This window comes from Streptomyces sp. NPDC005863 (genome assembly GCF_042871345.1).
GTDB lineage: Bacteria > Actinomycetota > Actinomycetes > Streptomycetales > Streptomycetaceae > Streptomyces.
The window spans coordinates 267,254-291,080 of the sequence record NZ_JBIAII010000007.1 but is presented as its reverse complement, the minus strand read 5'-3'; the positions used below and the strand labels follow the sequence as shown (position 1 = coordinate 291,080).

The window sequence follows — 23,827 nt, the reverse complement described above, 5'->3', positions numbered from 1 at the left end:
TCAGGCCGTCATCAGCGGCGCGTCCTCGCGCCACTTGAGGATCTTGTCGAAACTGATCACCGCGCCGCCGCCCCTGCCCGGCTTGTTGCCGAGATGGACGTGGTCGGCGAGTTCCTCGATCAGACACAGGCCCCGGCCGTGCTCGTCCGTCTCCGCGGCGCGCGGCCGGGGCGCCGGACAACCGCGCGAAGCCCCGGGGAAGCCCGGCCCCGAGTCGGTCACCTCGATACGGCACTTCTCGCCGTCCAGATAGGCCGTGACCCGGTATCCGCCCGCGCCGCCCGCCCCGGCCGCGGCACCGCCGGGCGCGCCCGCCCCGCCGTGCTCCACGGCGTTGGCGCACGCCTCGCTGAGGGCGACCGACAGGTCGTAGGAGACGTCCGGGTCCACACCCGCGGTCTCCATCGTGCCGATCAACAGGCGGCGGGCGAGCGGAACGCTCGCAGCTTCGCGCCGCAAATGGAGAGACCACCAGATGCTCATGCTCCAGCCTCCTGGCTGCGGCTCGACATACCGATACGTATTGCCACACCCGCCCACGGATAAGCGCCCGGTTGACGTGATACCGCCCATACGGCGGACGCGCGGGCGCCGCCACCCGGTGTAGGAAACCGGTGTGCGGAGGCGCCCCGCGAGCCCCTCGATCCGCCCTCGGCCCGCCTTCGAACCCCCCTCGGCCCGCCTTCGATCCCGCCTCGATCCGCCCTCGACCGGCCCTCCGTCCGCGCCTTGTCGGGCCCCGGACACCCCCAACACCATGGAACCGGACCTTCCGGACCTGCCGTGTGGACCGGGTGGGTCCAGTGCGATGATGACTCGGCCATGACTGCCCCCCATCAGCGCGAGGCGCGCGACGGAGCCGATCTCCGGCTGCTCAGGGCCGCGACGTTCGCCGCGGTCTGCGTCGTGCTGTCCGCCGGGGGCCATGTGCTCGCTTCCTGCGTCGCCGTCCCCCTGTGGACGCTCGGCGCCGCCTTCCTCGTCGTCCTGGCCATCGCGTTGCCGCTCGCCGGGCGGGCCCGTTCGCTGCCCGGCATCGCCGCGCTGCTCGCGGCGGGACAGCTCGGCCTGCACGCCCTGTTCGGCCTCGGCCAGCACGGCACCACCGTCACCCAGAACGGTGACGGCACCCTCGTGGAGCGGGCCGCGCGCCTGGTCTGCGGGGCGGGCGCCGCGACGATCACCCCCGCGCAGGCCCACCGGATCCTCACCACCGCGGGGCTCGGCCCCGGCGGTACGGGCGCCTCCGGAGCGGGCCACATGAGCGCCCACGTGCACGGCGGTTCCGCCGCGGCCGCGGGCACCGCGGTGGACTCCCTGGCGGGCACGGCCGTCACCCCGGGCGCCGGTGGCGCGCCGGGTTCGCTGGACTCCCTGGGCTCCATGGACTCGATGGGCTCGATGGGCACCGCGGCGCTGCTGCCGTCCCTGCCGATGCTCCTCGCCCACCTGCTCGCCGCCGTGGCCGCCGGCTGGCTGCTGCGCCGCGGCGACGTCGCGCTGCTCCGCCTCGTCCGGCTCGCCGACGGGGCGCACGGAGTCGCCGAGGGAGCGCTCGTACGCTCCCTGCGCTCGGCGCTCACCCTCGTCCGCGCCCTGCGGGCGGGTCTGCCCGGCGCGCCCGAGACCACCGGTCCGCGGGCTCCGCGCACCGCGCTGCTCGCGCCCGCCCCGCCGCGCACCGTCGCCCTGGAGGACGCGGTGATCCGGCGCGGCCCCCCGGCCGCCGCCCACGACGTCGAACTCGCCGCCTGACGCGACACACTCCCTGGCGCTGTACGGAACACCACTGGCCGTACGGAACACCGCTGTACGGAGGGGTCGCTCGGCGCGCACGCGCGCGTGCCGCACGGCCGCGCCCACCCCTCGTATCCAGCACCCGGTGCGTCGTCGCACCCGGTACGTATCCAGCGCTCGGTACGACGCCGCATGTCGCGTACCGATGACCACTGACGAAAGTGGAGTGTTCCTGTCATGAAGATGTCCCGTGTCGCCGCCGTAGGCACCGTCGCCGCCTCCGCCGTCCTCGTTCTCTCGGCGCCCGCGTTCGCGCACGTCAGCGTCTCCCCGGAGGGCCAGGCCGCCAAGGGCGGGTACGCGACGGTCAACTTCAAGGTGCCGAACGAGATGGACGACGCCTCGACCAACAAGCTCGAGGTCTCCTTCCCGACCGACCACCCGCTGGCCTCCGTGATGACCCAGCCCGTGCCCGGCTGGAAGGTCGAGGTCACCAAGACCAAGCTCGCCAAGCCGCTGGAGATGCACGGCGAGAAGATCGACGAGGCCGTCTCCAAGGTCACCTGGACCGCCGACGGCAAGGGCATCCGGCCCGGCACCTTCCAGAAGTTCCCGCTCTCCCTCGGCCAGCTGCCCGAGGACGCCGACGAACTCGTCTTCAAGGCCGTCCAGACGTACGACAACAAGGACGTCGTCCGCTGGATCGAGCCGCAGAAGAAGGGCCAGGAGGAGCCGGAGCACCCCGCGCCCGCGCTCCAGCTGACCGCCGCGACCGAGGGCCACGGCGCCGCCGCCGACCCGGCGTCGGACGACAAGGGCGCCAAGACCGAGAGCGCGTCCGCCGACTCCTCGGACAGCAGCGACACCACCGCGCGGGTCCTCGGCATCGTCGGCATCGTCGTCGGTGCGGCGGGCGTCGCGTTCGGCGTGCTCGCCGGCCGCCGCCGCGTCACGGGCTGACCTGCGCCGAGCCACCTTCGGGGTGGGCCGGCGCGGCGGACAGCCGCCCCGGCGCACCCCGGCCCCCTCACATCTGGGACATTTCCATATGCGCACGAACAGCTCGAAGAGCCACTCCCCGCACTTCTCGAAGAGCAACCGCACCAAGCTCGCCGCCACCGCCCTGCTTGCCGCTGCTGCCCTCACGCTGACCGCGTGCGGCGGCGACGACGGCAAGAAGCCGGTCGCCGACGTCTCCGTGGAGACCGACTCCGGCAAGGCCGCCACGGTCCTCGATCAGCCGTACGAGAAGCCGAACCTCGTCCTCACCGACACCCACGGCAAGAAGTACGACCTGCGCGAGGAGACCAAGGGCAAGCCGACGCTGGTCTACTTCGGCTACACGCACTGCCCGGACGTCTGCCCGCTGACGATGAACAACATCGCCGTCGCCAAGAAGGCGCTGCCCAAGGCCGACCAGGACAAGCTGAAGGTCGTCTTCGTGACCACCGACCCCGACCGGGACACCCCGGCCGAGCTGGGCAAGTGGCTCAAGGGCGTGGACGCCGACTTCGTCGGTCTGACGGGTGACTTCGCCACCATCCAGGCCGGCGCCCGCCAGCTCGCCATCAGCATCGAGCCGTCCAAGAAGGACAAGAAGGGCAAGATCGTCTCGATGCACGGCACGCAGGTCTTCGCCTTCTCGCCGAAGACCGACGCGGGTTACGTCATCTACAGCGACAAGGCGACCGCCGTCGACTACACCAAGGACCTCCCCAAGCTCCTCAAGGGACAGAATCCGTGAACCACCGCACCACCCAGCGCCGCACGCTCGCCGGCGGCGCCATAGTGTTCGCCGCCGCGCTCGTCCTGACGGGCTGCGCGGGCTCCGACTCCTCGGACTCCGACTCGTCGGACACCGCGAAGGCACCCGAGCTCAAGGTCAGCGGCGCCTACATCCCCGCGCCCACCATGGCCGACATGGCGGCCGGATTCTTCACGCTGAACAACGACGGCGGCGCCGACAAGCTCACCTCCGCCACCAGCGACCTGGCGGGCTCGGTCACCCTGCACAGCACCAAGGGCGGCGAGATGAAGGAGCAGAAGTCCTTCGACGTGCCCGCAGGCGGCCACCTCGACTTCGCCACCGGCGGCAACCACCTGATGCTGGAGAAGCTCCGGCACAAGCCGAAGCAGGGCGAGAAGGTCACCCTGACGCTGCACTTCGAGAAGTCGGACCCGATCAAGGTCGAGGTGCCGGTCAAGGAAGCCACGTACCAGCCCCCGCAGCACGACACGTCACACGACTCGCACTGAGGGACGGACCGTTGATGCAGACCATCGCTCCCCGCTCCAGGGCCACTCCGCGGACCGCGGGCACCCCCCGCGTCCGGCCGGGCGTCCCCCGCGTCTGGCGGCTCCTGCTCGTCCTGCTCGCCGCGTCCTGCGCCTTCCTCGCGGGCGCCGGGCCGGCCTCCGCGCACGCCGCGCTGACCGGAAGCGACCCCAAGCAGGGAGCGGTGGTCCCGTCGGCCCCCGCAGAGGTGAAGCTCACCTTCTCCGAGAAGGTCGCCATGTCGGACGGTTCCGTGCGGGTCCTCGATCCGTCCGGCAAGCGCGCCGACGCCGGCAAGACGGCCGACCTGGGCTCCAACACGTACGGCGTGAAGCTGCGCCCCGGCCTGCCCGACGGCACCTTCACCGTCGCCTACCAAGTCGTCTCCGCCGACAGCCACCCGGTCTCCGGCGCCTACACCTTCTCCATCGGCGCGCCCTCCGACACCAAGGTGGCGCTGCCCGACCAGGAGGCCGGCGGCGGTCTCGTCGGCGCGCTCTACGACATCACCCGCTACTTCTCCTACGCCGGGTACATCCTGCTCGTCGGCGGCGCCGCCTTCGTGCTCGGCTGCTGGCCGCGCGGCGCCGGGGTGCGGCCGCTGCAGCGGCTCGTGACGTCCGGCTGGGTCACGCTCACCGCCGCCACGCTCCTGTTGCTGCTCCTGCGCGCCCCCTACACCGGCTCCGGAAGGCTCGCCGACGTCTTCGACCTGGCCGAGCTCGGTGACGTCCTCAACACCAAGACGGGCGCGGCGCTGGTCTCCCGGCTGCTGCTGCTCGCCGCCGCCGCGCTGTTCATCGCGGTGCTTTTCGGGGCGTACGTGAAGCGCGAGGGGCCCGAGAACGCCGACGAGAAGAAGGACCTCACCTTCGGCCTCGCCATCGGCGGCACGGTCGTCGCCATCGGCATCGCGGCGACCTGGGCGATGGCCGAGCACGCGTCGACCGGCATCCAGGCGGGCATCGCGATGCCCGTCGACGTGCTGCACCTGCTCGCCGTCTCCACCTGGCTCGGCGGTCTCGCGACGCTGGGTCTCGCGCTCTTCCGCACGCCCTCGTTGGAGGCGTCGGCGGTGCGGCGGTTCTCCACCGTGGCGTTCATTAGCGTCGTCGTCCTGGCCGCCACCGGCACCTACCAGTCGTGGCGGCAGGTCGGCTCGTGGTCGGCGCTGACCGGCACGTCGTACGGGCAGCTGCTGCTCGTCAAGATCGGCCTGGTCGTCGTCCTGGTGGGCGTCGCCTCCATCTCCCGGCGGTGGACCGGGCGGATCGCCGCCGAGGCGGAGGGCCTGGCCCCCGAGGCCGCGGCCGCCGTGGTGGTCGAACAGCGCGGGAAGCAGTCGTCGAAGAAGCCGCAGAAGAAGGCGCTCACGGTGCCGTCGTCCGGCGGCGAGGACGGCGGAGCGGGCCGAGGAGCGGACAACGGAAAGGCGGGCGGCGCGGCGAGTGCGGCCGGTGACGGCAAGCCGGCCGGCAAGGACGCCGAGCGGTCCGTGCAGCTGGCGCGCCAGCAGGCCGCCATGGACAGCGCACGCGACAAGCGCGTCCGCGACGCCGACCCGCGCCGCTCGGGCCTGCGCCGCTCCGTGCTCACCGAGACCGGCATCGCCGTCGTCCTGCTGGCCGTGACGACGATCCTCACCACGACCGAGCCCGGCCGCACCGAGGAGGAGGCCGCCAACGCCACCTCCGCGGCGGCCGCCCAGCGCTCCGGACCGCTCAACGTCACGGTGCCCTTCGACACGGGCGGCACCGACGGCAAGGGCACCGTGCAGCTGGACCTCGACCCCGGTCGCAGCGGCAGCAACACCCTGCACCTGTACGTGAAGCGGCCCAACGGCAGCGCCTTCGACGTGCCCGAGGTGAAGGTGTCCTTCACGCTCAAGTCCAAGGACCTCGGCCCGCTGCCCGTCGCGCCGGACCACATCGCCACCGGACACTGGAGTGCGAACGGCGTGCAGATCCCGATGGCAGGCAACTGGAAGATCGCGGTGACGGTGCGGACCTCCGACATCGACCAGATCACCGTGCAGAAGAACGCGCAGATCGGCTGAGTGGAACCACCATGGCGGACAACGGCATTTCCAGGCGGCGGCTGCTCGGCACCGCCGGTGCGACCGGCCTCGCGCTCGGCGCGGCGGGCGGCGCCGCCGGATACGCCGCGGCCCCCTCGGACGCGTCCGGCCCGGCGGGTCCGGGCGGCTCCTCCTCGGCGCTGGCGTCCCTCGGCGCGGACGAGGTGATGTTTCACGGGAAACATCAGCCCGGCATCACCACGCCCATGCAGTCCCGCGGCCATCTGGTCGCCTTCGACCTGGCCGCGGGCGCGGGGCGCAAGGAGGCGGCGGCGCTGCTGCGCCGCTGGTCGGCCACGGCCGAGCGGCTGATGGCGGGCCGGCCCGCCGACGGCGAGGACACCGCGGTCGCCCGGGACGCCGGCCCGTCCTCGCTCTCGGTCACCTTCGGCTTCGGCGCCTCCTTCTTCTCCCGTACGGGACTCCAGAAGCAGCGCCCGGCCGCCCTCGACCCGCTGCCCGACTTCTCCTCGGACCACCTCGACAAGGGGCGCAGCAACGGCGACCTGTGGGTGCAGATCGGCGCGAACGACCCGCTCGTCGCCTTCCACGCGCTGCGCGCGCTCCAGCGGCAGGCGGCGGGCACGGCGAAGGTCCGCTGGCAGATGAACGGGTTCAACCGCTCGCCGGGCGCCACCGCGCGCCCGCTGACCACCCGCAACCTGATGGGCCAGATCGACGGCACGAACAACCCCAAGCCGTCGGAGAGGACCTTCGACCAGCGCATCTTCGTGCCCGACGGCGGGCAGCCCGCCTGGATGGCGGGCGGCTCCTATGTCGTGGTGCGCCGCATCCGCATGCTCCTCGACGACTGGGAGAAGCTCGGCCTGACGGAGCAGGAGGCGGTGATCGGACGGCACAAGTCGGACGGCTCCCCGCTGACCGGCGGCACGGAGACGACCGAGCCGAAGCTGGAGAAGACCGGCCCGGACGGCAAGGTCGTCATCCCGCTCAACGCGCACGCGCGCATCACCCGGCCCGACCAGAACGGCGGCGCCGCGATGCTGCGCCGCCCCTTCTCGTACCACGACGGCTTCGACGCCAAGGGCGAGCCGGACGCGGGCCTGCTCTTCGTCTGCTGGCAGGCGGACCCGATGCAGGGCTTCATCCCGGTGCAGCGCAAGCTCGACCGGGGCGACGCCCTGTCGGAGTTCATCCGCCACGAGGCGAGCGGCCTCTTCGCGGTGCCGGGCGGGGCGGCGAAGGGCGAGTACGTGGGGCAGCGGTTGCTGGAGGGGTGAGGCCGGAGGGGTGAAGCCGGAGGGATGAAGCCGGAGGGATGAGGTCGGAGGGGTGAGGCCCTCCCGTGCAGCGCGGGCGGGCGCGCGCGGCGTGTTCGTACGTACGTACGTGAGGTGGGCGCCGCTCCGTGAGACGCGTGAGCCGTGCCACGTCGGGCCCATTAGGGTGACGGTATGTCGGCGACGCGCTATACGTACCTGGGTCCTGAAGGCACCTTCACCGAGGCGGCTCTCCGCACGCTGCCCGAGGCGGCCACCCGGGAGCTCGTCCCCATGGTCTCCGTGCCGGCCGCGCTGGACGCCGTCCGCAGCGGTGAGGCGGCGGCGGCGCTGGTGCCGATCGAGAACTCCGTCGAGGGCGGCGTCACCACCACCGTCGACGAGCTCGCCAAGGGCGAGCCGCTGATGATCTACCGCGAGGTCGTCCTGCCGATCGCCTTCGCGCTGCTCGTGCGCCCCGGCACGGAGCTCAAGGACGTCAAGACGGTCACCGGCCACCCCGTGGCGCAGCCCCAGGTCCGCAACTGGCTGGCCACGCACCTGCCCGACGCCCTGTGGGAGTCGGCGGCCTCGAACGCGGACGGCGCCCGCCTCGTCCAGGAGGGCCGCTTCGACGCCGCCTTCGCGGGCGAGTTCGCCGCGGCGACGTACGGCCTGGAGCCCCTGGTCAGCGAGATCCACGACGCGGCCAACGCCGAGACGCGGTTCGTCCTGGTCGGCCGACAGGCGCGGCCGGCCGCACCGACGGGTGCCGACAAGACCTCGGTGGTCATCTGGCTGGGCGACGACCACCCCGGTGCCCTGCTCGAACTCCTCCAGGAGTTCGCCGTGCGTGGCGTCAACCTCATGCGGATCGAATCGCGCCCGACGGGCCAGGGCATCGGCAACTACTGCTTCTCGGTGGACGCCGAGGGGCACATCACGGACCGCCGCGTCAGCGAGGCCCTGATGGGGCTCAAGCGGGTCTGCCCGCAGGTGCGCTTCCTCGGCTCGTATCCCCGCGCCGGGGTGGCGACGGAGGACGTCAAGCCGCCGCGGCCCGGCACCACCGACACGGAGTTCATGGCGGCGTCGGACTGGCTGGCGCGCTGCCAGGACGGCCGTTTCTAGCCGGTCCGGCGGCTCGCCTCGTCCTTCCTCTCCGGTCCTACCTGCAGATTTACGTTGTCCACAGAAGTTATCCACAGGCGTGCGTCTCGACCTGGGGACAAGTCGACAACGAAGCACGACATGGTCGACAAATCGTCCCACAGCCCACAAGTCCGTCCACAGTCCCGCACGTCATCCCTCGTCCACTCTTTTCTATTGATCAACTCTTTGGAGCGAGGGATTTACACTCGAAAGTGGGTGTGCGGGTGGTTTGGGAAGGGAATCCTTCGCGCGGCACGAGGCTTTCGGAACGCCCAGTTCCGGCATCCACAGATCTTTCGCACAGGCTGTGGATAACCGTCCGGAGCCCCTGGTTCCTGTGGACAACCGCGGTGGACGGAGGGCCCAAGTCCCGTCTCCCGCAAGGGGTTCGGGTCAAGGCGGCAGGCGCGCTCTGCCCCATTTCGGGGAATGGCGCCCGTTTTATTGACCGGCGGCCGGACCTGCGCGAAGGAGCCTTTTCCGGCCGACGCGGGGGCGATTCGAAGCCACCCTTCGCGGCAATTCACATTCCGGCAAAAAGGGCAAAACGCACGCAAGGGAATATGGAGTCGTGGGCCCGAACGGCGCGACGGTAGCCTTGAGGGGTGATTGACCTTCGCCTGCTCCGTGAGGACCCCGACCGTGTTCGCGCCTCCCAGCGCGCCCGTGGAGAGGACGTCGCGCTCGTCGACGCCCTGCTCTCCGCCGACGAGCGGCGCAGGTCGTCCGGCAGCCGCTTCGACGAACTCCGCGCCGAGCAGAAGGCGCTCGGCAAGCTGATCCCCAAGGCCTCGGGTGACGAGAAGGCCGAGCTCCTGAAGAAGGCCGGCGAGCTGTCCGCCGCCGTCAAGGCGGCCAACACCGCGCAGGACGAGGCCGACGAGGAGGCCAAGCGCCTGCTCGGGCAGCTGGGCAACCTCGTCCACCCCGACGTCCCGGTGGGCGGCGAGGAGGACTTCGTCGTCCTCGATCGCTTCGGCACCCCGCGCGACTTCGCGGCCGAGGGCTTCGAGCCGAAGGACCACCTGGAGCTCGGCGAGCTGCTCGGCGCCATCGACGTCGAGCGCGGCGCGAAGGTATCGGGCTCGCGCTTCTACTACCTCACCGGCGTCGGCGCGCTGCTCGAACTGGCCCTGGTGAACGCCGCGATCGCGCAGGCCACCGAGGCCGGGTTCATCCCGATGCTGACGCCCGCGCTGGTCCGCCCCCGCGCCATGGAGGGCACCGGCTTCCTCGGCCAGGCCGCGGAGAACGTGTACCACCTGGAGAAGGACGACTACTACCTGGTCGGCACCTCCGAGGTCGCGCTCGCCGGTTACCACATGGACGAGATCATCGACGCCGACAAGCTCCCCCTGCGGTACGCGGGCTTCTCGCCCTGCTTCCGCCGCGAGGCGGGCACGTACGGCAAGGACACCCGCGGCATCTTCCGCGTCCACCAGTTCGACAAGGTCGAGATGTTCTCGTACGTCGACCCGGCCGACGCGGAGAACGAGCACCGGCGCCTCCTGGAGTGGGAGAAGCAGTGGCTCACCGGCCTCGGCCTGCCCTTCCAGGTGATCGACGTGGCCACCGGCGACCTCGGCTCCTCGGCCTCGCGCAAGTTCGACTGCGAGGCGTGGATCCCCACCCAGGGCAAGTACCGCGAGCTCACCTCGGCCTCGAACTGCGACGGCTTCCAGGCCCGCCGCCTGTCGATCCGTATGCGCGACACCCGCGACGGCAAGAAGGTCATGCAGCCGCTGGCGACGCTGAACGGCACGCTGTGCGCCGTCCCGCGCACCATCGTCGCCATCCTGGAGAACCACCAGCGGGCCGACGGCTCCGTGGTGGTGCCCGAGGTCCTGCGTCCGTACCTGGGGGGCCGAGAGATCCTGGAGCCCATCGCCAAGTGAGTCACCCTGCTCCCCTCACGCCGGCCTTCCCGTACAAGCTGGTCGCGACCGACCTCGACGGGACGCTGCTGCGCCCCGACGACACGGTGTCGCAGCGGACGCGCGAGGCGCTCACCGCGGCCACCGCGGCGGGCGCCGCGCACATCATCGTCACCGGCCGCGCGGTGCCCTGGACCCGGCACATCCTCGACGACCTCGGCTACGACGGTCTCGCGGTGTGCGGCCAGGGCGCGCAGGTCTACCACGCGGGGGAGCACCGGCTGCTCACCTCCGTGACGCTCGACCGGCAGCTCGCCGGTCTGGCGCTCGCCAAGATCGAGGCGGAGGTCGGCCCGCTCTTCCTGGCCGCGAGCCGCGACGGCCTCGACGGCGAGGTCCTGGTCGGCCCGGGGTACGCGGTCCAGGACGGCCCGCTGCCCGCCGTGCCCATCAAGGACGCCGCCGACCTGTGGGCGGCCCCGCTGAACAAGGTGTACGTCCAGCACCCCGGACTCGGCGACGACGCGCTGGCGGAGGTGGCCCGCAAGGTGGCGGGCGACCTGGTCGGCGTGACGATGGCGGGCGAGGGGATAGTGGAGATCCTGCCGCTCGGCCTCTCCAAGGCCACGGGGCTCTCGCTGGCGGCGCGCCGGCTCGGCGCCAAGGCCGCGGACACGATCGCCTTCGGCGACATGCCGAACGACATCCCGATGTTCGGCTGGGCGGCACACGGCGTGGCCATGGCCAACGCCCACCCGGAGCTCAAGGCCGTCGCGGACGAGGTGACGACGTCGAACGAGGCGGACGGCATCGCGGTCGTCCTTGAGCGGTTGCTGGCCTAGGCCTCGCGGACCGGGCGGCCCCCGCCCCATTGACCCGACACACCGAGCCGGGCGCCGAAGGTAGGGCGCCCGGCTCGGTGCATGTCGGGAGGGGCGACCCGCGCAGCGATGCAGATCGGCGCGCTCGAAGCGGTCGCCCCCGGGCAGCTCCCCCGTGTGCGGGACTCCACGGAGCGAGTGACCGCTCCGGAGTCTCCCGCGGACGCCGCCCTCAACTACTGTGCCCGGGCGGGCGGTTCACCGCCACCGAATAAACGGCGCCCCCGCCCGCGCCACGCGGCTACTCCTCGCCGGCCAGCGTCAGCGACCGCAGCTTCTGTCCCGCGTACCACGTGGCGAGCGCGGTGACCACGACCAGCAGCACGGTGGCGGCCGGCAGGCCGACGTCCGAGGTGATCAGGTCCCCCTCGCCGACCTTCTGGGCCACGGCGAGGGACCACTGCTGCACGCTGAGCGTGCGCGCCCCGGAGACGAGGGAGCCGAAGAGTGCCTCCCACACCAGCGCGTAGACCAGCCCGAAGACCACGGCGTGCCGGGTGATCGTGCCGAGCAGCAGGAAGATCGCGGCGTACGTGATGGAGGCGACGAGCGCGGCGATCGTGTAGGCGATGGCGATCTGCTGGCCGTTGCCGTTCAGGATCATGCCCGCGATGAAGGTGGGGATCGCGGAGAAGGCCATGGTCACGGCGATGGCGACGATCAGCTTGGTGACGATGATCGTGGGCCGCTTGACCGGCTTGGAGAGGAGGTAGACGACGGAGCCGTCGTCGATCTCCGGGCCGATCGCGCCGGTGCCCGCGATGACGCCGATGATCGGCACCATCGTGGCGAGCGCGAAGCCGCCGAGGACGTCGACGGCCACCTGGTCGTCGGCGCCGCTGAAGCCGCGGACCGCTCCGGCGATGACGATCAGCAGGAGGGGCAGGGCGAAGAGGATCAGTGCCCGGCGGCGGCCGAGCAGGGCCCGGTAGGTGAGCCGGGCGACAGTGGGGTCGTACATGAGGGCTCCCTTCAGGCCGCGACGAGGTAGGAGAAGACCGATTCGAGGGACTCGTCCGAGGGCGAGACCGTCAGGAGCCGGATGCCGTGCTCGCGGGCGACCTGCGGCAGCAGCGCCGTGAACCGGCCGAAGTCGACCGCCTGAATGCGCAACGCGCCCTCCTTGAGGTCGACTTCGATGCCGGCCGTCGACGGGTCGGCGATCAGCGCGGCGGCCAGCGTGCGGTCGTCGCTGGAACGGATCAGATAGCGGTGCGGGCGGTCGGTCATCAGCCGGCGGATCCTGCGGAAGTCGCCGCTCGCCGCGTGCCGTCCCGCGACGATCACCTCGATGTGCGAGGCCAGTTGCTCGACCTCTTCGAGGATGTGCGAGGAGAACAGGACCGTGCGCCCCTCGTCCCCCATGCGCCGCAACAGCTCCATCAGCTGCATGCGCTGGCGGGGGTCCATGCCGTTGAACGGCTCGTCGAGCAGCAGCACGGACGGGTCGTGGACCAGCGCGGACGCCATCTTCACGCGCTGGCGCATGCCCTTGGAGTACGTGGAGATCTTCCGGTCCTGCGCGTACTCCATCTCGACCGTGGCGAGCGCCTTCTTGGCGGCGCGCTCGTCCAGACCGTGCAACTCGGCGTTGGCGACGACGAATTCGCGGCCCGTGAGGAAGTCGTACATCGCCTCCCGCTCGGGGACGATGCCGATCTCCTTGTAGATCTGTTCGTTGCGCCAGATCGGCCGGGCGTCGAGGGTGACGCTGCCCGTGGAGGGGGCGAGGAAGCCGCCCATCATGTTGATGAGGGTCGACTTTCCCGCGCCGTTCGGACCGAGGAGCCCCGTGACTCCCGGGCCGATGTCCATGGTGATGTCGTTGACCGCCACCACGTTGCCGAACCAGCGGGACACGTGGTCGATGGTGAGGGTGGTCATCAGAGGCCGACCTTCCGGTAGCGGCGCATCAGCGCGCCGTAGCAGCCCGCGATGAGGGCGAGGACGACAAGGACGTAGACGAGGCCGACGCCGGTCGAGGGGCTCTCCCCACCGGGGAAGGACGCGGTCGCGCCGAGGAAGGCGGACTGCAGGCCGTCGATGAGGGTGATCGGCGAGAAGAGGCCGAGCCAGGCGATGGCTCCGGTGCTGCCCTGTTCGTAGGCGATGGCCTGGACCGTGGACACCGCGCCGTAGGTGATGGTCAGGACGGCGATGACGGCGGCGATGCCGAAGCCGCGGCGGGGTGTGACCGCCGAGACGACCAGCGCGATGCCGGAGAAGAGCAGCGAGAGCAGCGCGACGGAGACGAGGCCCTGGGCGAACCCCTTCGTCTGGTCGGCGAAGTCGAGCTTGGCGAGCAGCGAGCCCACGTAGAGCACGAGGAGCGGCGCCGCGGTGAGCACGAAGAGGGCGGAAGACATCGCGGCGAACTTCGCCGCCACGTAGTCACCGCGCTCGATGGGGCGCGAGAAGTAGAGGGGCACCGTCTTGAAGCGCAGGTCGCGCGAGACGGTCTGCGGGGCCTGGGCGGCCAGGAAGAGACTGATGACCGCCTGCAGGAAGATCGCGTAGCGCGTGTAGTCGACGGGGAGGTCGTCGGCCTTGGTGGTGACGGCGACCGCCACCATGATCGCCGCGGGCACGCACATCACCGCGAAGAGGATCATCGGCAGGACCTTGGACTTGGCGGAGCGGCCGAGTCCGTACGCGCCGCGCAGGCTCTGGGAGAAGAGCGAACGGCGGGCGTAGGCGCGGCCCAGGCGGGGGCCGTCGTAGCTGCGGTAGCCGATGTTGTGGATCTGGGTGGACTCGGTGCTCATCGCGCGCCTCCCTCCTTCTGCTGTGCGGCGGTGGCGGTGGCGGCGTTTGTAGCGGTGGCGGTGGTGGCGGCCAGGGCTGCCGTCCGCTCGGCCGCGGGCTCCTGGCGGGGCTCGTCCTTGAAGACCTCCGCGATGTGGTGCCTGCGCTGTTCCATCCGGATCAGGCCGAGGCCGAGGTCGGCGACGAGGTCGCGGACGACGTCGAACGTCTCCTCGCCGTCGGCGGTGAGCAGGATCGTGTGGCCCGCGCCGGGCAGTTCGCCGCCAGTCTCCGTGTCGACGCCGCGGCCGTGCAGCGCGTCGCGCAGGGCGCGGGTGCCGTCGGGGTGGGTCTCGGTGTCGGTGACCTCGACAGCGAGCGTCGTGGTGGTCTGGGTGAAGTCGGTGGTGGAGCTGGACCGCAGGAGCTTGCCGCCGTCGATGACGACGACGTGGTCGCAGGTGCGCTCCAGCTCGCCGAGGAGGTGCGAGGTGACCAGGACCGAGATGCCGAAGTCGGTGTGGACGCGGCGGATCAGACCGAGCATCTCGTCGCGGCCGACCGGGTCGAGGCCGTTCGTCGGCTCGTCGAGGAAGACCAGCTGCGGGTCGTGGACGAGGGCCTGCGCGAGCTTCACGCGCTGCTTCATGCCGGTCGAGTAGCCGCCGATGGGGCGGTAGCGCTCCTCGTAGAGCCCGACGTGGCGCAGGGTGTCCGCGGTGCGCTCGCGGGCCGCGGAGGGCGGCAGTCCGGACATCCGCGCCATGTGGACGACGAATTCGGTGGCCGAGACGTCGGGCGGCAGGCAGTCGTGCTCCGGCATGTACCCCACGCGTTCGCGGATCTCGCCGCCGCTGGTGGCGACGTCCAGACCGAGCACGGCGGCGCGGCCCTCCGTGGCGGGGGACAGACCCAGCAGGATCTTGATCAGTGTGGACTTGCCGGCTCCATTGGCTCCGACGAGTCCGGTCACACCGGGCCCGATGTCCATGGAGAGCCGGTCAAGCGCGGTCACCCTCGGGAACCGCTTGCTCAGGCTTTCGGTCGCGATCACAGTCACGCTTCGACGGTAGTGGCGCAGACCACACGGGTCGTCAGACCATGGTCTCGACCTGAAGTCACTCTGGAGTATTACGGGCCCGTAGGGGTCGTCCGGAGGTCGCCCCCTGGGGGTTCTCCCGGACCTGTCCCGCGCAGTTGGACAGAACTCTTGACGTAGCCGCCGGGCATTGTCACATTCATCAGTGTCAAGTTACGACCGCGTACGGCGATGGACCGGACACGGGATGACCGGACTCGGGACGGACGGTGGCATGACCTCAAGCGTGGCAGGCGAACTCTCCGCGGACCTGCGGGGGTTCAGGGAAGTGCAGACCCTCGCGTACGAGTGCGCGGAGGCGGTCGCGGCTCAGCTCCGGCCGGGCGTGACGGAGCGCGAGGCGGCGCGGATGCAGCGCGAGTGGCTGCGCGAGCGGGGTGTGCGGGACTGGTTCCACCTGCCCTTCGCCTGGTTCGGGGACCGCACGGCGTTCGTCGGCTTCCGTGTCCCGCTGCAGTTCTTTCCCACCCATCGCAAGCTGGAGCCGGGGATGCCCTTCATCCTCGACATGGCCCCGGTCTACAAGGGATTCACCGCCGACATCGGCTACTCCGGCTGTCTGGGCCTCAATCCGGTGCAAGACCGGCTCCTCGCCGACCTGGAGGCGCACCGCGAGTTGATCCTGCGCGAGGTGCGCGAGCGCCGGCCGCTGCGCGAGATCTACGAGGACGTGGACCGGCTCATGGTCCGCCAGGGATACGCCAACCGCCACCGCGCGTATCCGTTCGGCGTGATCGCGCACAAGGTCGACCGGGTCAAGGAGCGCCGGCTGACCCCGCACCTCTTCGGTTTCGGCACGCAGTCGCTGAAGGGCCTGGCGAGCGACGCGCTGCACGGCCACCGGGACGGCTGGTCGCCGCTGTGGTCCCCCTACAAATTCTCCGATCACCCTCCCCGCAAGGGGCTCTGGGCGGTCGAGCCGCACCTCGGCTTCCGGGGTACGGGCGCGAAGTTCGAGGAGATCCTGGTCGTCACCGACTCCAAGGACCCCGAAGAGAGCGCGTTCTGGCTGGACGACGATCTGCCGCATGTGCGGCGCTGGGCTGAGGAGAGGGCCGCCGCATGACGACCGGAGACATCGGCGGGAGCGCCGGTACGGAGCAGGGGCAGGGCCAGGGGCTGAAGGGTGCGCGCGAGCGCTGGGTGCGCACGGGCGGCGTGGAGCTGTGCGTCGCCGAGCTGGGCGACCCGGAGCGGCCCACGGTCGTGCTGGTGCACGGCTATCCGGACTCCAAGGAGGTGTGGAGCGAGGTCGCCGCGCGGCTCGCGGACCGCTTCCACGTCGTGCTGTACGACGTCCGGGGGCACGGCAGGTCGACCGCTCCGCGGCCGCTGCGCGGCGGCTTCACGCTGGAGAAGTTGACCGACGACTTCGTGGCGGTCCTCGACGCGGTCAGCCCGGACCGCCCGGTGCACGTGGTGGGGCACGACTGGGGCTCGGTGCAGTCCTGGGAGTTCGTCACGGTCAAGCGCACGGAAGGGCGCATCGCGTCCTTCACGTCGATGTCCGGCCCCTCGCTCGACCACTTCGGCCACTGGATCAAGAAGCGCGTGTCCCGGCCCACGCCGCGCAAGGTGGGCCAGCTCCTCGGCCAGGGCGCCAAGTCCTGGTACGTGTACATGCTGCACACCCCCGTCCTGCCCGAACTGGCCTGGCGCGGCCCGCTCGCCAAGCAGTGGCCGAAGATCCTTCAGCGCTTGGAGAAGGTGCCGGCGGGCGACTACCCGACGGCGTCCCTGCCCCAGGACGCGGCGCACGGCGCCTGGCTCTACCGCGACAACGTCCGCGCCCGGCTGCGCAGGCCCCGCGCCGACGCCTACGCCCACGCGCCCGTGCAGCTCATCACGCCGTCCGGGGACATCTTCCTCTCCGAGCGGCTCTACGACGACCTGGAGCTGTGGGCCCCGCAACTGGTCCGCCGCACCCTGTCGGCCAAGCACTGGGTGCCGCGCACCCGGCCCGACCAACTGGCCGCCTGGATCGGCGACTTCGTGACGACGAACGAGGATGGCATGCCCGTCAACGACAGCGCCGCCACCGGCAGGCATGCCGACCGGTTCGGCGGCCGGCTCGTCCTGGTCACCGGCGCGGGCAGCGGCATCGGGCGGGCCACCGCCTTCGCGTTCGCCGAGGCGGGCGCGCGCGTGGTGGCCGTCGACCGGGACGCGGAGAGCGCGGCGCGCACGGCGGAGATGTCCCGCCTGATAGGCGCCCCCGCAGCCTGGGGCGAGACGGTCGACGTCACCGACGAGCAGGCCATGGAGAAGCTCGCCGAGCGCGTCGCCACGGAGTACGGCGTGGTGGACGTCCTGGTGAACAACGCGGGGATCGGCCTCGCGGGTTCCTTCCTCGACACCAGCAGCGAGGACTGGAAGAAGGTCCTCGACGTCAATCTGTGGGGCGTGATCCACGGCTGCCGGCTCTTCGGCAAGCAGATGGCCGAGCGCGGCCAGGGCGGCCACATCGTCAACACCGCGTCCGCGGCGGCGTACCAGCCCTCCCGGACCCTGCCCGCCTACAGCACCTCCAAGGCGGCCGTCCTGATGCTCAGCGAGTGCCTGCGCGCGGAGCTCGCGGACCGGGGCATCGGGGTCTCCGCGATCTGCCCGGGGATCGTCAACACGAACATCACGTCGACGTCCCGGTTCGTCGGTGTCGCGGCCGACGAGGAGAAGCGCCGCCAGAAGAAGTCCGCCCGGCTGTACGGCCTGCGCAACTACCCGCCGGAGAAGGTCGCCGACGCCATTTTGAACGCCGTGGTCAAGAACCAGGCGGTGGTCCCGGTCACCCCCGAGGCGCGCGGCGCCCGCTTCATGTCCCGCTTCAGCCCGAAGGCCCTGCGCGCGATCGCCCGATTGGAGCCACCGCTGTGAGCAACGAGGCTGTGAGCAACGAGGCTGTGAGCAAGGAGACGGATCCGCACGCACACGCCGAGGAGCACCACGCGATCGTACCGCGCCGGGTCTCGTTCGACTGGGACAGCACACCGCTGCACTGGATACCGGACGAGCCGACCGCCACCCATGTCATCAACGTCCTGCATCTGCTGCTCCCGGCGGGGGAGCGGTGGTTCGTGAAGGTCTTCAAGGAAGGCCTGCCGCTGATCACCGACCCGGTGCTGCGCGGGGACGTGAAGGGGTTCATGGGCCAGGAGGCCACGCACAGCGTGCAGCACGCGCACGTGCTCGACCACCTGGCGGCGCAGCACCTCGACACCGCGGCCTTCACCCGGTACGTCGACTTCCTCTTCGAGAAGCTCCTCGGTGAGCGGCCGCCGCTGGGGGCGCCGGTGCCGGCGCAGGAGTGGCTGCGCTTCCGGCTGTCGATCATCGCCGCGATCGAACAGTTCACGGCGGTCCTCGGCAACTGGGTGCTGCAGGCGGAGGGGCTCGACCGCGCCGATGCCGACGAGGTCATGCTCGACCTGCTGCGCTGGCACGGCGCGGAGGAGGTCGAGCACCGCGCGGTCGCCTTCGACATGTTCCAGCACTGCGGCGGCCAGGGCCTGCCCCGGTACGCCCGGCGGATCGCCGGGATGACCGTGACGGCGCCCGTGATGCTCTACCTGTGGGTGTGGGGCACGGCCTACCTGATCCGTCACGATCCCCAACTCGCGGGCCGCGTGCGGTACTCACTGGCCGAGCACAACAGGGCCGTCGCCAAGGGCCTGCTGCCCACCTGGCGCGAGATCGGTACGGCGATACCCCGCTATCTGCGGCGGTCGTACCATCCCTCGCAGGAAGGCTCGTTGCGCACGGCAGTCGCATATCTGGCGCAGTCGCCCGCGGCGCGGGCCGCGGCGGGCGCGATCGGCCGGGCGGCCACCGCCTAGGCCCTGGCGACGAGGCAATACGAAGGGCGGGGAGCGTGGCGTACACGGAACCCACAGAGCGCCGGGCGGAGTACCGCATCGAGGACCTGGCGCACCACAGCGGCGCGACGGTCCGCACGATCCGCGCCTACCAGGACCGCGGGCTGCTCCCCCGCCCGGAGCGGCGCGGCCGGTCCAATGTGTACGGGGACGCGCATCTGGCCCGGCTGCGGCAGATCGCCGACCTGCTCGACCGCGGGTACACCCTGGCCTCCATCAAGGAGCTCCTGGAGGCCTGGGACGCCGGCCGGGGGCTCGGCGGAGTGCTCGGTCTCGCGGCGGAGGTCGACGGCCCGTGGACGGACGAGAAGGCGGACCGGATCACCCGCGCCGAGCTCGACGCGGCGTTCGGCGGCACGCCGGACGAGGCGGCGGTGGCCGACGCGGTCGCCCTCGGGGTGCTCGAACCGATGCCGGGGCGCGAGGACGAGTTCCTGGTGCCGAGCCCTCAAGAACTGGCGGTGGCCGTCGAGTTGTACGCGGCGGGCGTGCCGCTGTCCGCGATCTCCGGGCATCTACGGGAGTTGAGGGGTCAGGTCGAGCACATAGCGGCCCGTTTCCTGGAGTTCACGACCGAGCACGTGTTCGCGCGCTATCTCGGCCACCACCCGCCGACCGAGGCGGACGCGGCCGAGGCGGCATCGCTCGTACGGAGGCTGCGCCCGCTCGCCCAGCAGTCGGTGGACGCCGAACTGGCCCGCGCGATGCGCCTGTTCGCCACGCGACACCTGCGGCAGCACCTGGAGCCGGGAGCGCCGGGCGACCGATCGGACGAGCCGAGAAATGTGGTGCTCCCCGCCTCCACAATGCAGGCTGTGGAGCGGCTGGTTGGCGCGGAAAACGCCGCCGCGTTCGTGGCTGCGGCGGCCGAACGAGAGGTGCATAAAAGGGCATTGGACGCACTTGCCGCAACTGGGGCTCAGGCGGATGTAATTGGGCAAAGGTCGCCCATGGCTTGAGAGTTGTCCACAGAATTGCCAACTAGCCTGTGGATAACTCGACTTGGCTGTGGATCAAACCTCCGGGTCGAGATCCGTCGATGAAATGTCGGTGGACGAAAATCGAGTGCGCGGAAAACGGCTGGCCGGGACCCTGGAGGCATGAAGGAAAGACCTCCCGAGGGGACCGGACCGCGCACCGTGAAGGTGTCCAAGTACCTGTCGCGGCACCTGCGCCACCGCCCGGACCGCATCGGACTCACCCTCGACGCGCACGGCTGGGTGGAGATCGACGCGCTCCTCGCCGCGGCGGCCGCGCACGGCTTCCCGTTCACCCGGGAAGAGTTCGACCACGTGGTCGCCGTCAACGACAAGCAGCGCTTCGCCGTGCGGGACGGCAGGATCCGCGCCAGCCAGGGCCACTCCGTCGACGTCGACCTGGCGCTGCCGCCGGCCACCCCGCCCGCGTACCTCTTCCACGGCACCGTGGCCGCCCACCTTGCCGCGATCCGCGCCGAGGGGCTGCGCCCCATGAACCGGCACGCCGTGCACCTCTCACCGGACCGCGAGACCGCGACGCGCGTCGGCGCCCGGCGCGGCCGACCCGTCGTCCTGTCCGTCGACGCGGGCGCGATGCACCGCGACGGCCTGGTGTTCCAGGTCAGCGCCAACGGCGTCTGGCTCACCGCCGCCGTACCACCCGCCTACCTGCGCTTCCCCGGGTCGCGGCGCTAGAGCGAGCGAGAGGGGCACAGCAGGCGAGTGCTGCGGACAGAGGTCTCAGCCGAGTTGCCGGGCCGCCTCCGTGGCGATCTTCTCGAACACCGACTGGTCCGCGGCGAAGTCCGAGTCCGGGATCGGCCAGTGGACGACGAGCTCGGTGAAGCCCAGCTCCTGGTGGCGGCCCGCGAAGTCCACGAACGCGTCGACCGACTCCAGCGGACGGGTGCGGTCCGGCGTGAAGCCGGTCAGCAGGACCTTGTCGAGCTCGGCGACGTCCCGGCCGACCTCCGCACACGCCTTGCCGAGCTTCTCGGCCTGCCCCGCCAACGCCTCACGGGACTGCTCCGGCGTGCCCGCCTCGTAGAGCTTCGGGTCCCCCGTGGTCACCCAGGCCTGCCCGTGCCGCGCCGCGAGCTTCAGACCGCGCGGCCCCGTCGCCGCCACGGCGAAGGGCAGCCGCGGCCGCTGCACACACCCGGGGATGCCGCGCGCCTCGGTCGCCGAGTAGAACGTCCCCTCGTACGTCACCGAGTCCTCGGTCAGGAGGCGGTCGAGCAGCGGCACGAACTCCCCGAACCGGTCGGCGCGCTCGCGCGGGGTCCAGGGCTCCTCACCGCTCTTCAGGAGCGTCGTGGCGTCGAAGCCGTTGCCGCCGGCGCCGATGCCGAGCGTGACGCGGCCGCCGGAGATGTCGTCGAGGGAGATGAGTTCCTTGGCGAGCGTCACCGGGTGCCGGAAGTTGGGCGAGGTGACGAGCGTGCCGAGGCGCAGCCGGGTGGTGGCCGTCGCGGCGGCGGTCAGCGTGGGCAGGGCGCCGAACCACGGGCCGTCCCGGAAGGTGCGCCAGGCCAGGTGGTCATACGTGTACGCGGCATGGAAGCCGAGCTCCTCGGCGCGCACCCACTGGTCGCGGGCGCCCTCGTGCCAGCGGCGTACGGGAAGAATCACGGTGCTCAGGCGCAGACTCATGTCACAGAGCTTACGGCGGGGCGCAGGGCACTCAGATGTGCGCCCCAGCGCACGGCCGTGCACGCCGGTGCGGGACAATCGACGGCGTGATCTCAGCTACCCCAGGGCCGCAGCGCCCGGCCCCCACCCCGGCAGCCACCGCTCCGGCAGGCGGCGTCCCGGCCGGGCCCCGGCCGCGGCCCCGGCTGATCGCGACGGACCTCGACGGCACGTTGCTGCGCGACGACAAGACGGTCTCGGACCGCACCGTCGCCGCGCTCGCGGCCGCCGAGGAGGCCGGCATCGAGGTCTTCTTCGTGACCGGCCGCCCGGCCCGCTGGATGGACGTCGTCAGCGCCCATGTGCACGGCCACGGCCTCGCCATCTGCGGCAACGGCGCCGCGGTGGTCGACCTGCACGGCGGCCCCGGCACCCACAGCTTCGTCAAGGTCCGCGAGCTGACCCGGGAGTGCGCCCTCGACGTCGTGCGCAGGCTGCGCGCCGCGGCGCCGGGCACGTCCTTCGCGGTCGAGCGGACCGGCGGACTCCACCACGAGGAGACGTATCCGCCGCTGCACATGGAGCCGGCCGAGAGCATCGCCCCGGCGGAGAAGCTCCTCGCGGAGACGCTGCCCGCGGAGAAGCTGCTCGCGGAGAGCGCGGGGAGCGGCGCGTCCTCGAACGGTGACGGCGCCTCAGCCGCCGCGGCCGCCTCAGCCACCCCAGCCGGCCCGGTTGCCTCGGCTGCCGCCGTCGATCAGCCCGTCCTGAAGGTGCTCGCCTTCCACCCCGGACTGGCCCCCGACGAGTTCCTGGTGCTCGCCCGCGCGGCGATCGGCGACCGGGCCACGGTCACCCGTTCGAGCCCGAGCGCCCTCCTGGAGATCAGCGGCCCCGGCGTCTCCAAGGCCAGCACCCTGGAGCTGTGCTGCGCCGAGCGCGGCATCGCCCCGCAGGAAGTCGTCGCCTTCGGAGACATGCCGAACGACATCGAGATGCTCGCGTGGGCGGGCACGTCGTACGCGATGGGCAACGCGCACCCCGACGTCGTCGCCGCGGCCTCCGGACGCACCGTCGCCAACAACGACGACGGCGTCGCGGTCGTCATCGAGCAGATCCTGGAGGACCGTCGAGGCGACGCCGGACCGGGGCGGCCGGACGTCAGAGCGTGACGCCCCGCTCGGCCAGCCACTCCCGCGGATCGACGCCCGAGCCAAGATCCGGCGTGAGCCGGGTCTCGAAGTGCAGGTGCGGGCCGGTCGAGTTGCCGGTCGTGCCCACCTGGCCGAGCCACTGACCGGTGCGCACCCGGTCGCCCTGGTCGACGGTGACGGACGCGAGGTGCGCGTACTGCGTGAAGTACCCGCCCGCGTGCCGCACCACGACCTCGATGCCGAAGCCCCCGCCGCACGACACGCTCTTCACCCGGCCCGCGCCGACCGCCCGCACCGGCGCGCCGATGCCGACCGCGAAGTCCTGCCCGGTGTGCCGGTGCGCCCAGCGGCCACCGGCGCTGTCGAAGCCCGCCGAGAGCTCGTACGACTCGACGGGAGCGACCCACGCGCGCGTGGCCGGCGTCTTCGGCTGGTCGAGCCGCACCGCGCCGCGGCATTTCCCCGCGGCGACCGAGCGGTCGGCCTCGCCCTGCAGGGTCCACCGCGCCGTCTCCAGCTTCTCCTCGATGTCGCGCTTGAGCTCCGCCAGGCGTACGTTGCGCCGGTCCAGGAAGCGTTTGGCGCGGGTCGCCCTGCCCCTCGCGACGGTGACCCGGGCCGCGGCCCGCTGTGTCTTGGCGACGGCACTGTTGACGGCGAGGTCCGCCTGCCGCAGCAGCTGCCCGCCGCGCACCAGGTCGTCCGGGCTGTCGGCGAGGAGCAGCTGCGCGGTGTAGGACAGGCCGCCGCCGGAACGGTACTGAGCGGCGGCCAGGCGGCCGAGGTCCCCGTGCAGCACCGCCCGGTGGCGCCGCTCCTTCGCTAGGAGCCGGTGCAGCCGCCGGACCTTCGCCTTCTGGATGCGGGCCGCGCGGCGCCCCTCCTCGTACAGGGCGGTCGCCGTGGCGGCCTCTTCGTAGAGCCGTGCCACCTCGGTGCTCGCGCTCGGGCTCTCGGAGGCCGGGGCGGGCACGGGCGGCACGCACCAGAGCAGCGCGCACAGCAGCACCGCCACACTGGACGACGGATGCGGACGGCGACGACTCGGGGACATGTCAGGGATCGTTGCCCGCGACGGCGGCGCGGATCGTGCGTGCTGCGTGCAGTCGGGGGGTGCGGTGCCCCGTACGGC

The 23,827-nt window shown here is 71.6% G+C and carries 22 protein-coding genes; 15 read left to right on the top strand and 7 right to left on the bottom strand.

Annotated features, from left to right (window positions below; all coding sequences use genetic code 11):
• On the bottom strand, positions 1–483 hold the full coding sequence (locus ACFYO9_RS25080) for an ATP-binding protein (protein WP_358778627.1): 483 nt from the start codon (positions 481–483) through the stop codon (positions 1–3).
• Between the two features lie 339 nt (positions 484–822).
• On the opposite strand from ACFYO9_RS25080, the gene ACFYO9_RS25075 reads away from it, so the two are divergent.
• From ACFYO9_RS25075 to ACFYO9_RS25035, 9 genes are all read left to right on the top strand, one after another.
• Positions 823–1,755: a hypothetical protein gene (locus tag ACFYO9_RS25075; protein ID WP_358778628.1), complete on the top strand. Its 933-nt coding sequence runs from the start codon at positions 823–825 to the stop codon at positions 1,753–1,755.
• A gap of 219 nt (positions 1,756–1,974) precedes the next feature.
• Positions 1,975–2,697: a YcnI family protein gene (locus ACFYO9_RS25070; protein WP_358778629.1), complete on the top strand. Its 723-nt coding sequence runs from the start codon at positions 1,975–1,977 to the stop codon at positions 2,695–2,697.
• A gap of 88 nt (positions 2,698–2,785) precedes the next feature.
• Positions 2,786–3,481: an SCO family protein gene (locus ACFYO9_RS25065; RefSeq protein ID WP_358778630.1), complete on the top strand. Its 696-nt coding sequence runs from the start codon at positions 2,786–2,788 to the stop codon at positions 3,479–3,481.
• Positions 3,478–3,993, top strand: a complete 516-nt coding sequence (locus ACFYO9_RS25060) for a copper chaperone PCu(A)C (protein WP_355814437.1) — start codon at positions 3,478–3,480, stop codon at positions 3,991–3,993. The genes ACFYO9_RS25065 and ACFYO9_RS25060 overlap by 4 nt, the downstream gene beginning before the upstream one ends.
• A 14-nt stretch (positions 3,994–4,007) precedes the next feature.
• Positions 4,008–6,068 carry a copper resistance protein CopC gene (locus ACFYO9_RS25055; RefSeq protein ID WP_358778631.1) on the top strand — a complete coding sequence of 687 codons (2,061 nt, stop codon included), beginning with the start codon at positions 4,008–4,010 and terminating at the stop codon, positions 6,066–6,068.
• An 11-nt stretch (positions 6,069–6,079) separates the two neighbouring features.
• The gene (gene efeB / locus ACFYO9_RS25050; RefSeq protein ID WP_358778632.1) at positions 6,080–7,330 is read left to right on the top strand and encodes an iron uptake transporter deferrochelatase/peroxidase subunit; all 1,251 of its coding nucleotides are present in this window, start codon (positions 6,080–6,082) and stop codon (positions 7,328–7,330) included.
• Positions 7,331–7,504: 174 nt separating this feature from the next.
• Positions 7,505–8,440, top strand: coding sequence for a prephenate dehydratase (gene pheA, locus ACFYO9_RS25045; protein WP_355814429.1), 936 nt, complete (start codon positions 7,505–7,507; stop codon positions 8,438–8,440).
• Positions 8,441–9,066: 626 nt separating this feature from the next.
• Positions 9,067–10,356, top strand: coding sequence for a serine--tRNA ligase (gene serS / locus ACFYO9_RS25040; RefSeq protein WP_358710048.1), 1,290 nt, complete (start codon positions 9,067–9,069; stop codon positions 10,354–10,356).
• Positions 10,353–11,177: an HAD family hydrolase gene (locus tag ACFYO9_RS25035; RefSeq protein ID WP_355814424.1), complete on the top strand. Its 825-nt coding sequence runs from the start codon at positions 10,353–10,355 to the stop codon at positions 11,175–11,177. Before serS ends, ACFYO9_RS25035 begins: the two co-directional genes overlap by 4 nt.
• Before the next feature lie 280 nt (positions 11,178–11,457).
• Here the strand turns inward: ACFYO9_RS25035 and ACFYO9_RS25030 are convergent, their stop codons facing one another.
• Genes ACFYO9_RS25030 through ACFYO9_RS25015 form a run of 4 tightly spaced genes read right to left on the bottom strand, consistent with a single transcriptional unit; the run spans position 11,458 to position 15,015 of the window.
• Positions 11,458–12,177: an ABC transporter permease gene (locus ACFYO9_RS25030; protein ID WP_355814421.1), complete on the bottom strand. Its 720-nt coding sequence runs from the start codon at positions 12,175–12,177 to the stop codon at positions 11,458–11,460.
• An 11-nt stretch (positions 12,178–12,188) separates the two neighbouring features.
• Positions 12,189–13,100: an ABC transporter ATP-binding protein gene (locus tag ACFYO9_RS25025; RefSeq protein ID WP_355814419.1), complete on the bottom strand. Its 912-nt coding sequence runs from the start codon at positions 13,098–13,100 to the stop codon at positions 12,189–12,191.
• Positions 13,100–13,981 (bottom strand): ABC transporter permease subunit, encoded by an 882-nt coding sequence (locus ACFYO9_RS25020; protein ID WP_358710046.1) that lies wholly within the window; start codon positions 13,979–13,981, stop codon positions 13,100–13,102. Before ACFYO9_RS25020 ends, ACFYO9_RS25025 begins: the two co-directional genes overlap by 1 nt.
• Positions 13,978–15,015, bottom strand: coding sequence for an ABC transporter ATP-binding protein (locus ACFYO9_RS25015; protein ID WP_358778646.1), 1,038 nt, complete (start codon positions 15,013–15,015; stop codon positions 13,978–13,980). Before ACFYO9_RS25015 ends, ACFYO9_RS25020 begins: the two co-directional genes overlap by 4 nt.
• 259 nt (positions 15,016–15,274) lie before the next feature.
• Between ACFYO9_RS25015 and ACFYO9_RS25010 the strand changes: the two genes are divergently transcribed.
• The 5 genes from ACFYO9_RS25010 (at position 15,275) to ACFYO9_RS24990 (ending at position 20,605) form a co-directional block, all read left to right on the top strand.
• Positions 15,275–16,126 (top strand): M24 family metallopeptidase, encoded by an 852-nt coding sequence (locus tag ACFYO9_RS25010; protein WP_358778633.1) that lies wholly within the window; start codon positions 15,275–15,277, stop codon positions 16,124–16,126.
• On the top strand, positions 16,123–17,934 hold the full coding sequence (locus ACFYO9_RS25005) for an SDR family oxidoreductase (RefSeq protein WP_358778634.1): 1,812 nt from the start codon (positions 16,123–16,125) through the stop codon (positions 17,932–17,934). The genes ACFYO9_RS25010 and ACFYO9_RS25005 overlap by 4 nt, the downstream gene beginning before the upstream one ends.
• 11 nt (positions 17,935–17,945) lie before the next feature.
• Positions 17,946–18,893: a metal-dependent hydrolase gene (locus ACFYO9_RS25000; RefSeq protein ID WP_388666578.1), complete on the top strand. Its 948-nt coding sequence runs from the start codon at positions 17,946–17,948 to the stop codon at positions 18,891–18,893.
• Between the two features lie 35 nt (positions 18,894–18,928).
• Positions 18,929–19,891, top strand: coding sequence for a MerR family transcriptional regulator (locus ACFYO9_RS24995; protein WP_355814408.1), 963 nt, complete (start codon positions 18,929–18,931; stop codon positions 19,889–19,891).
• Between the two features lie 141 nt (positions 19,892–20,032).
• Positions 20,033–20,605 carry an RNA 2'-phosphotransferase gene (locus ACFYO9_RS24990; protein ID WP_355814405.1) on the top strand — a complete coding sequence of 191 codons (573 nt, stop codon included), beginning with the start codon at positions 20,033–20,035 and terminating at the stop codon, positions 20,603–20,605.
• Positions 20,606–20,650: 45 nt separating this feature from the next.
• On the opposite strand, the gene ACFYO9_RS24985 is transcribed toward ACFYO9_RS24990, so the two are convergent.
• Positions 20,651–21,562 (bottom strand): LLM class flavin-dependent oxidoreductase, encoded by a 912-nt coding sequence (locus ACFYO9_RS24985; RefSeq protein ID WP_355814402.1) that lies wholly within the window; start codon positions 21,560–21,562, stop codon positions 20,651–20,653.
• A gap of 86 nt (positions 21,563–21,648) precedes the next feature.
• Between ACFYO9_RS24985 and ACFYO9_RS24980 the strand changes: the two genes are divergently transcribed.
• Positions 21,649–22,713, top strand: a complete 1,065-nt coding sequence (locus ACFYO9_RS24980) for an HAD hydrolase family protein (protein ID WP_358778635.1) — start codon at positions 21,649–21,651, stop codon at positions 22,711–22,713.
• Here ACFYO9_RS24980 and ACFYO9_RS24975 read toward each other — a convergent pair.
• A complete protein-coding gene (locus ACFYO9_RS24975) occupies positions 22,703–23,749 on the bottom strand; it encodes a peptidoglycan DD-metalloendopeptidase family protein (protein ID WP_358778636.1) in 1,047 nt (348 codons plus the stop codon). The two genes, ACFYO9_RS24980 and ACFYO9_RS24975, sit on opposite strands and share 11 nt — an antisense overlap.
• Positions 23,750–23,827: the final 78 nt, after the last annotated feature.

Bases quoted from the DNA above. Each gene is read 5' to 3' on its own strand.
- ACFYO9_RS25010 (WP_358778633.1), top strand. From the start codon at position 15,275: ATGACCTCAAGCGTGGCAGGCGAACTCTCCGCGGACCTGCGGGGGTTC.
- ACFYO9_RS24985 (WP_355814402.1), bottom strand. From the start codon at position 21,562: ATGAGTCTGCGCCTGAGCACCGTGATTCTTCCCGTACGCCGCTGGCAC.
- efeB (WP_358778632.1), top strand. From the start codon at position 6,080: ATGGCGGACAACGGCATTTCCAGGCGGCGGCTGCTCGGCACCGCCGGT.
- ACFYO9_RS25030 (WP_355814421.1), bottom strand. From the start codon at position 12,177: ATGTACGACCCCACTGTCGCCCGGCTCACCTACCGGGCCCTGCTCGGC.
- ACFYO9_RS25075 (WP_358778628.1), top strand. From the start codon at position 823: ATGACTGCCCCCCATCAGCGCGAGGCGCGCGACGGAGCCGATCTCCGG.
- pheA (WP_355814429.1), top strand. From the start codon at position 7,505: ATGTCGGCGACGCGCTATACGTACCTGGGTCCTGAAGGCACCTTCACC.
- ACFYO9_RS25025 (WP_355814419.1), bottom strand. From the start codon at position 13,100: ATGACCACCCTCACCATCGACCACGTGTCCCGCTGGTTCGGCAACGTG.
- ACFYO9_RS25065 (WP_358778630.1), top strand. From the start codon at position 2,786: ATGCGCACGAACAGCTCGAAGAGCCACTCCCCGCACTTCTCGAAGAGC.
- ACFYO9_RS25005 (WP_358778634.1), top strand. From the start codon at position 16,123: ATGACGACCGGAGACATCGGCGGGAGCGCCGGTACGGAGCAGGGGCAG.
- ACFYO9_RS24990 (WP_355814405.1), top strand. From the start codon at position 20,033: ATGAAGGAAAGACCTCCCGAGGGGACCGGACCGCGCACCGTGAAGGTG.
- ACFYO9_RS25020 (WP_358710046.1), bottom strand. From the start codon at position 13,981: ATGAGCACCGAGTCCACCCAGATCCACAACATCGGCTACCGCAGCTAC.
- ACFYO9_RS25055 (WP_358778631.1), top strand. From the start codon at position 4,008: ATGCAGACCATCGCTCCCCGCTCCAGGGCCACTCCGCGGACCGCGGGC.
- ACFYO9_RS25080 (WP_358778627.1), bottom strand. From the start codon at position 483: ATGAGCATCTGGTGGTCTCTCCATTTGCGGCGCGAAGCTGCGAGCGTT.
- ACFYO9_RS24975 (WP_358778636.1), bottom strand. From the start codon at position 23,749: ATGTCCCCGAGTCGTCGCCGTCCGCATCCGTCGTCCAGTGTGGCGGTG.
- ACFYO9_RS25070 (WP_358778629.1), top strand. From the start codon at position 1,975: ATGAAGATGTCCCGTGTCGCCGCCGTAGGCACCGTCGCCGCCTCCGCC.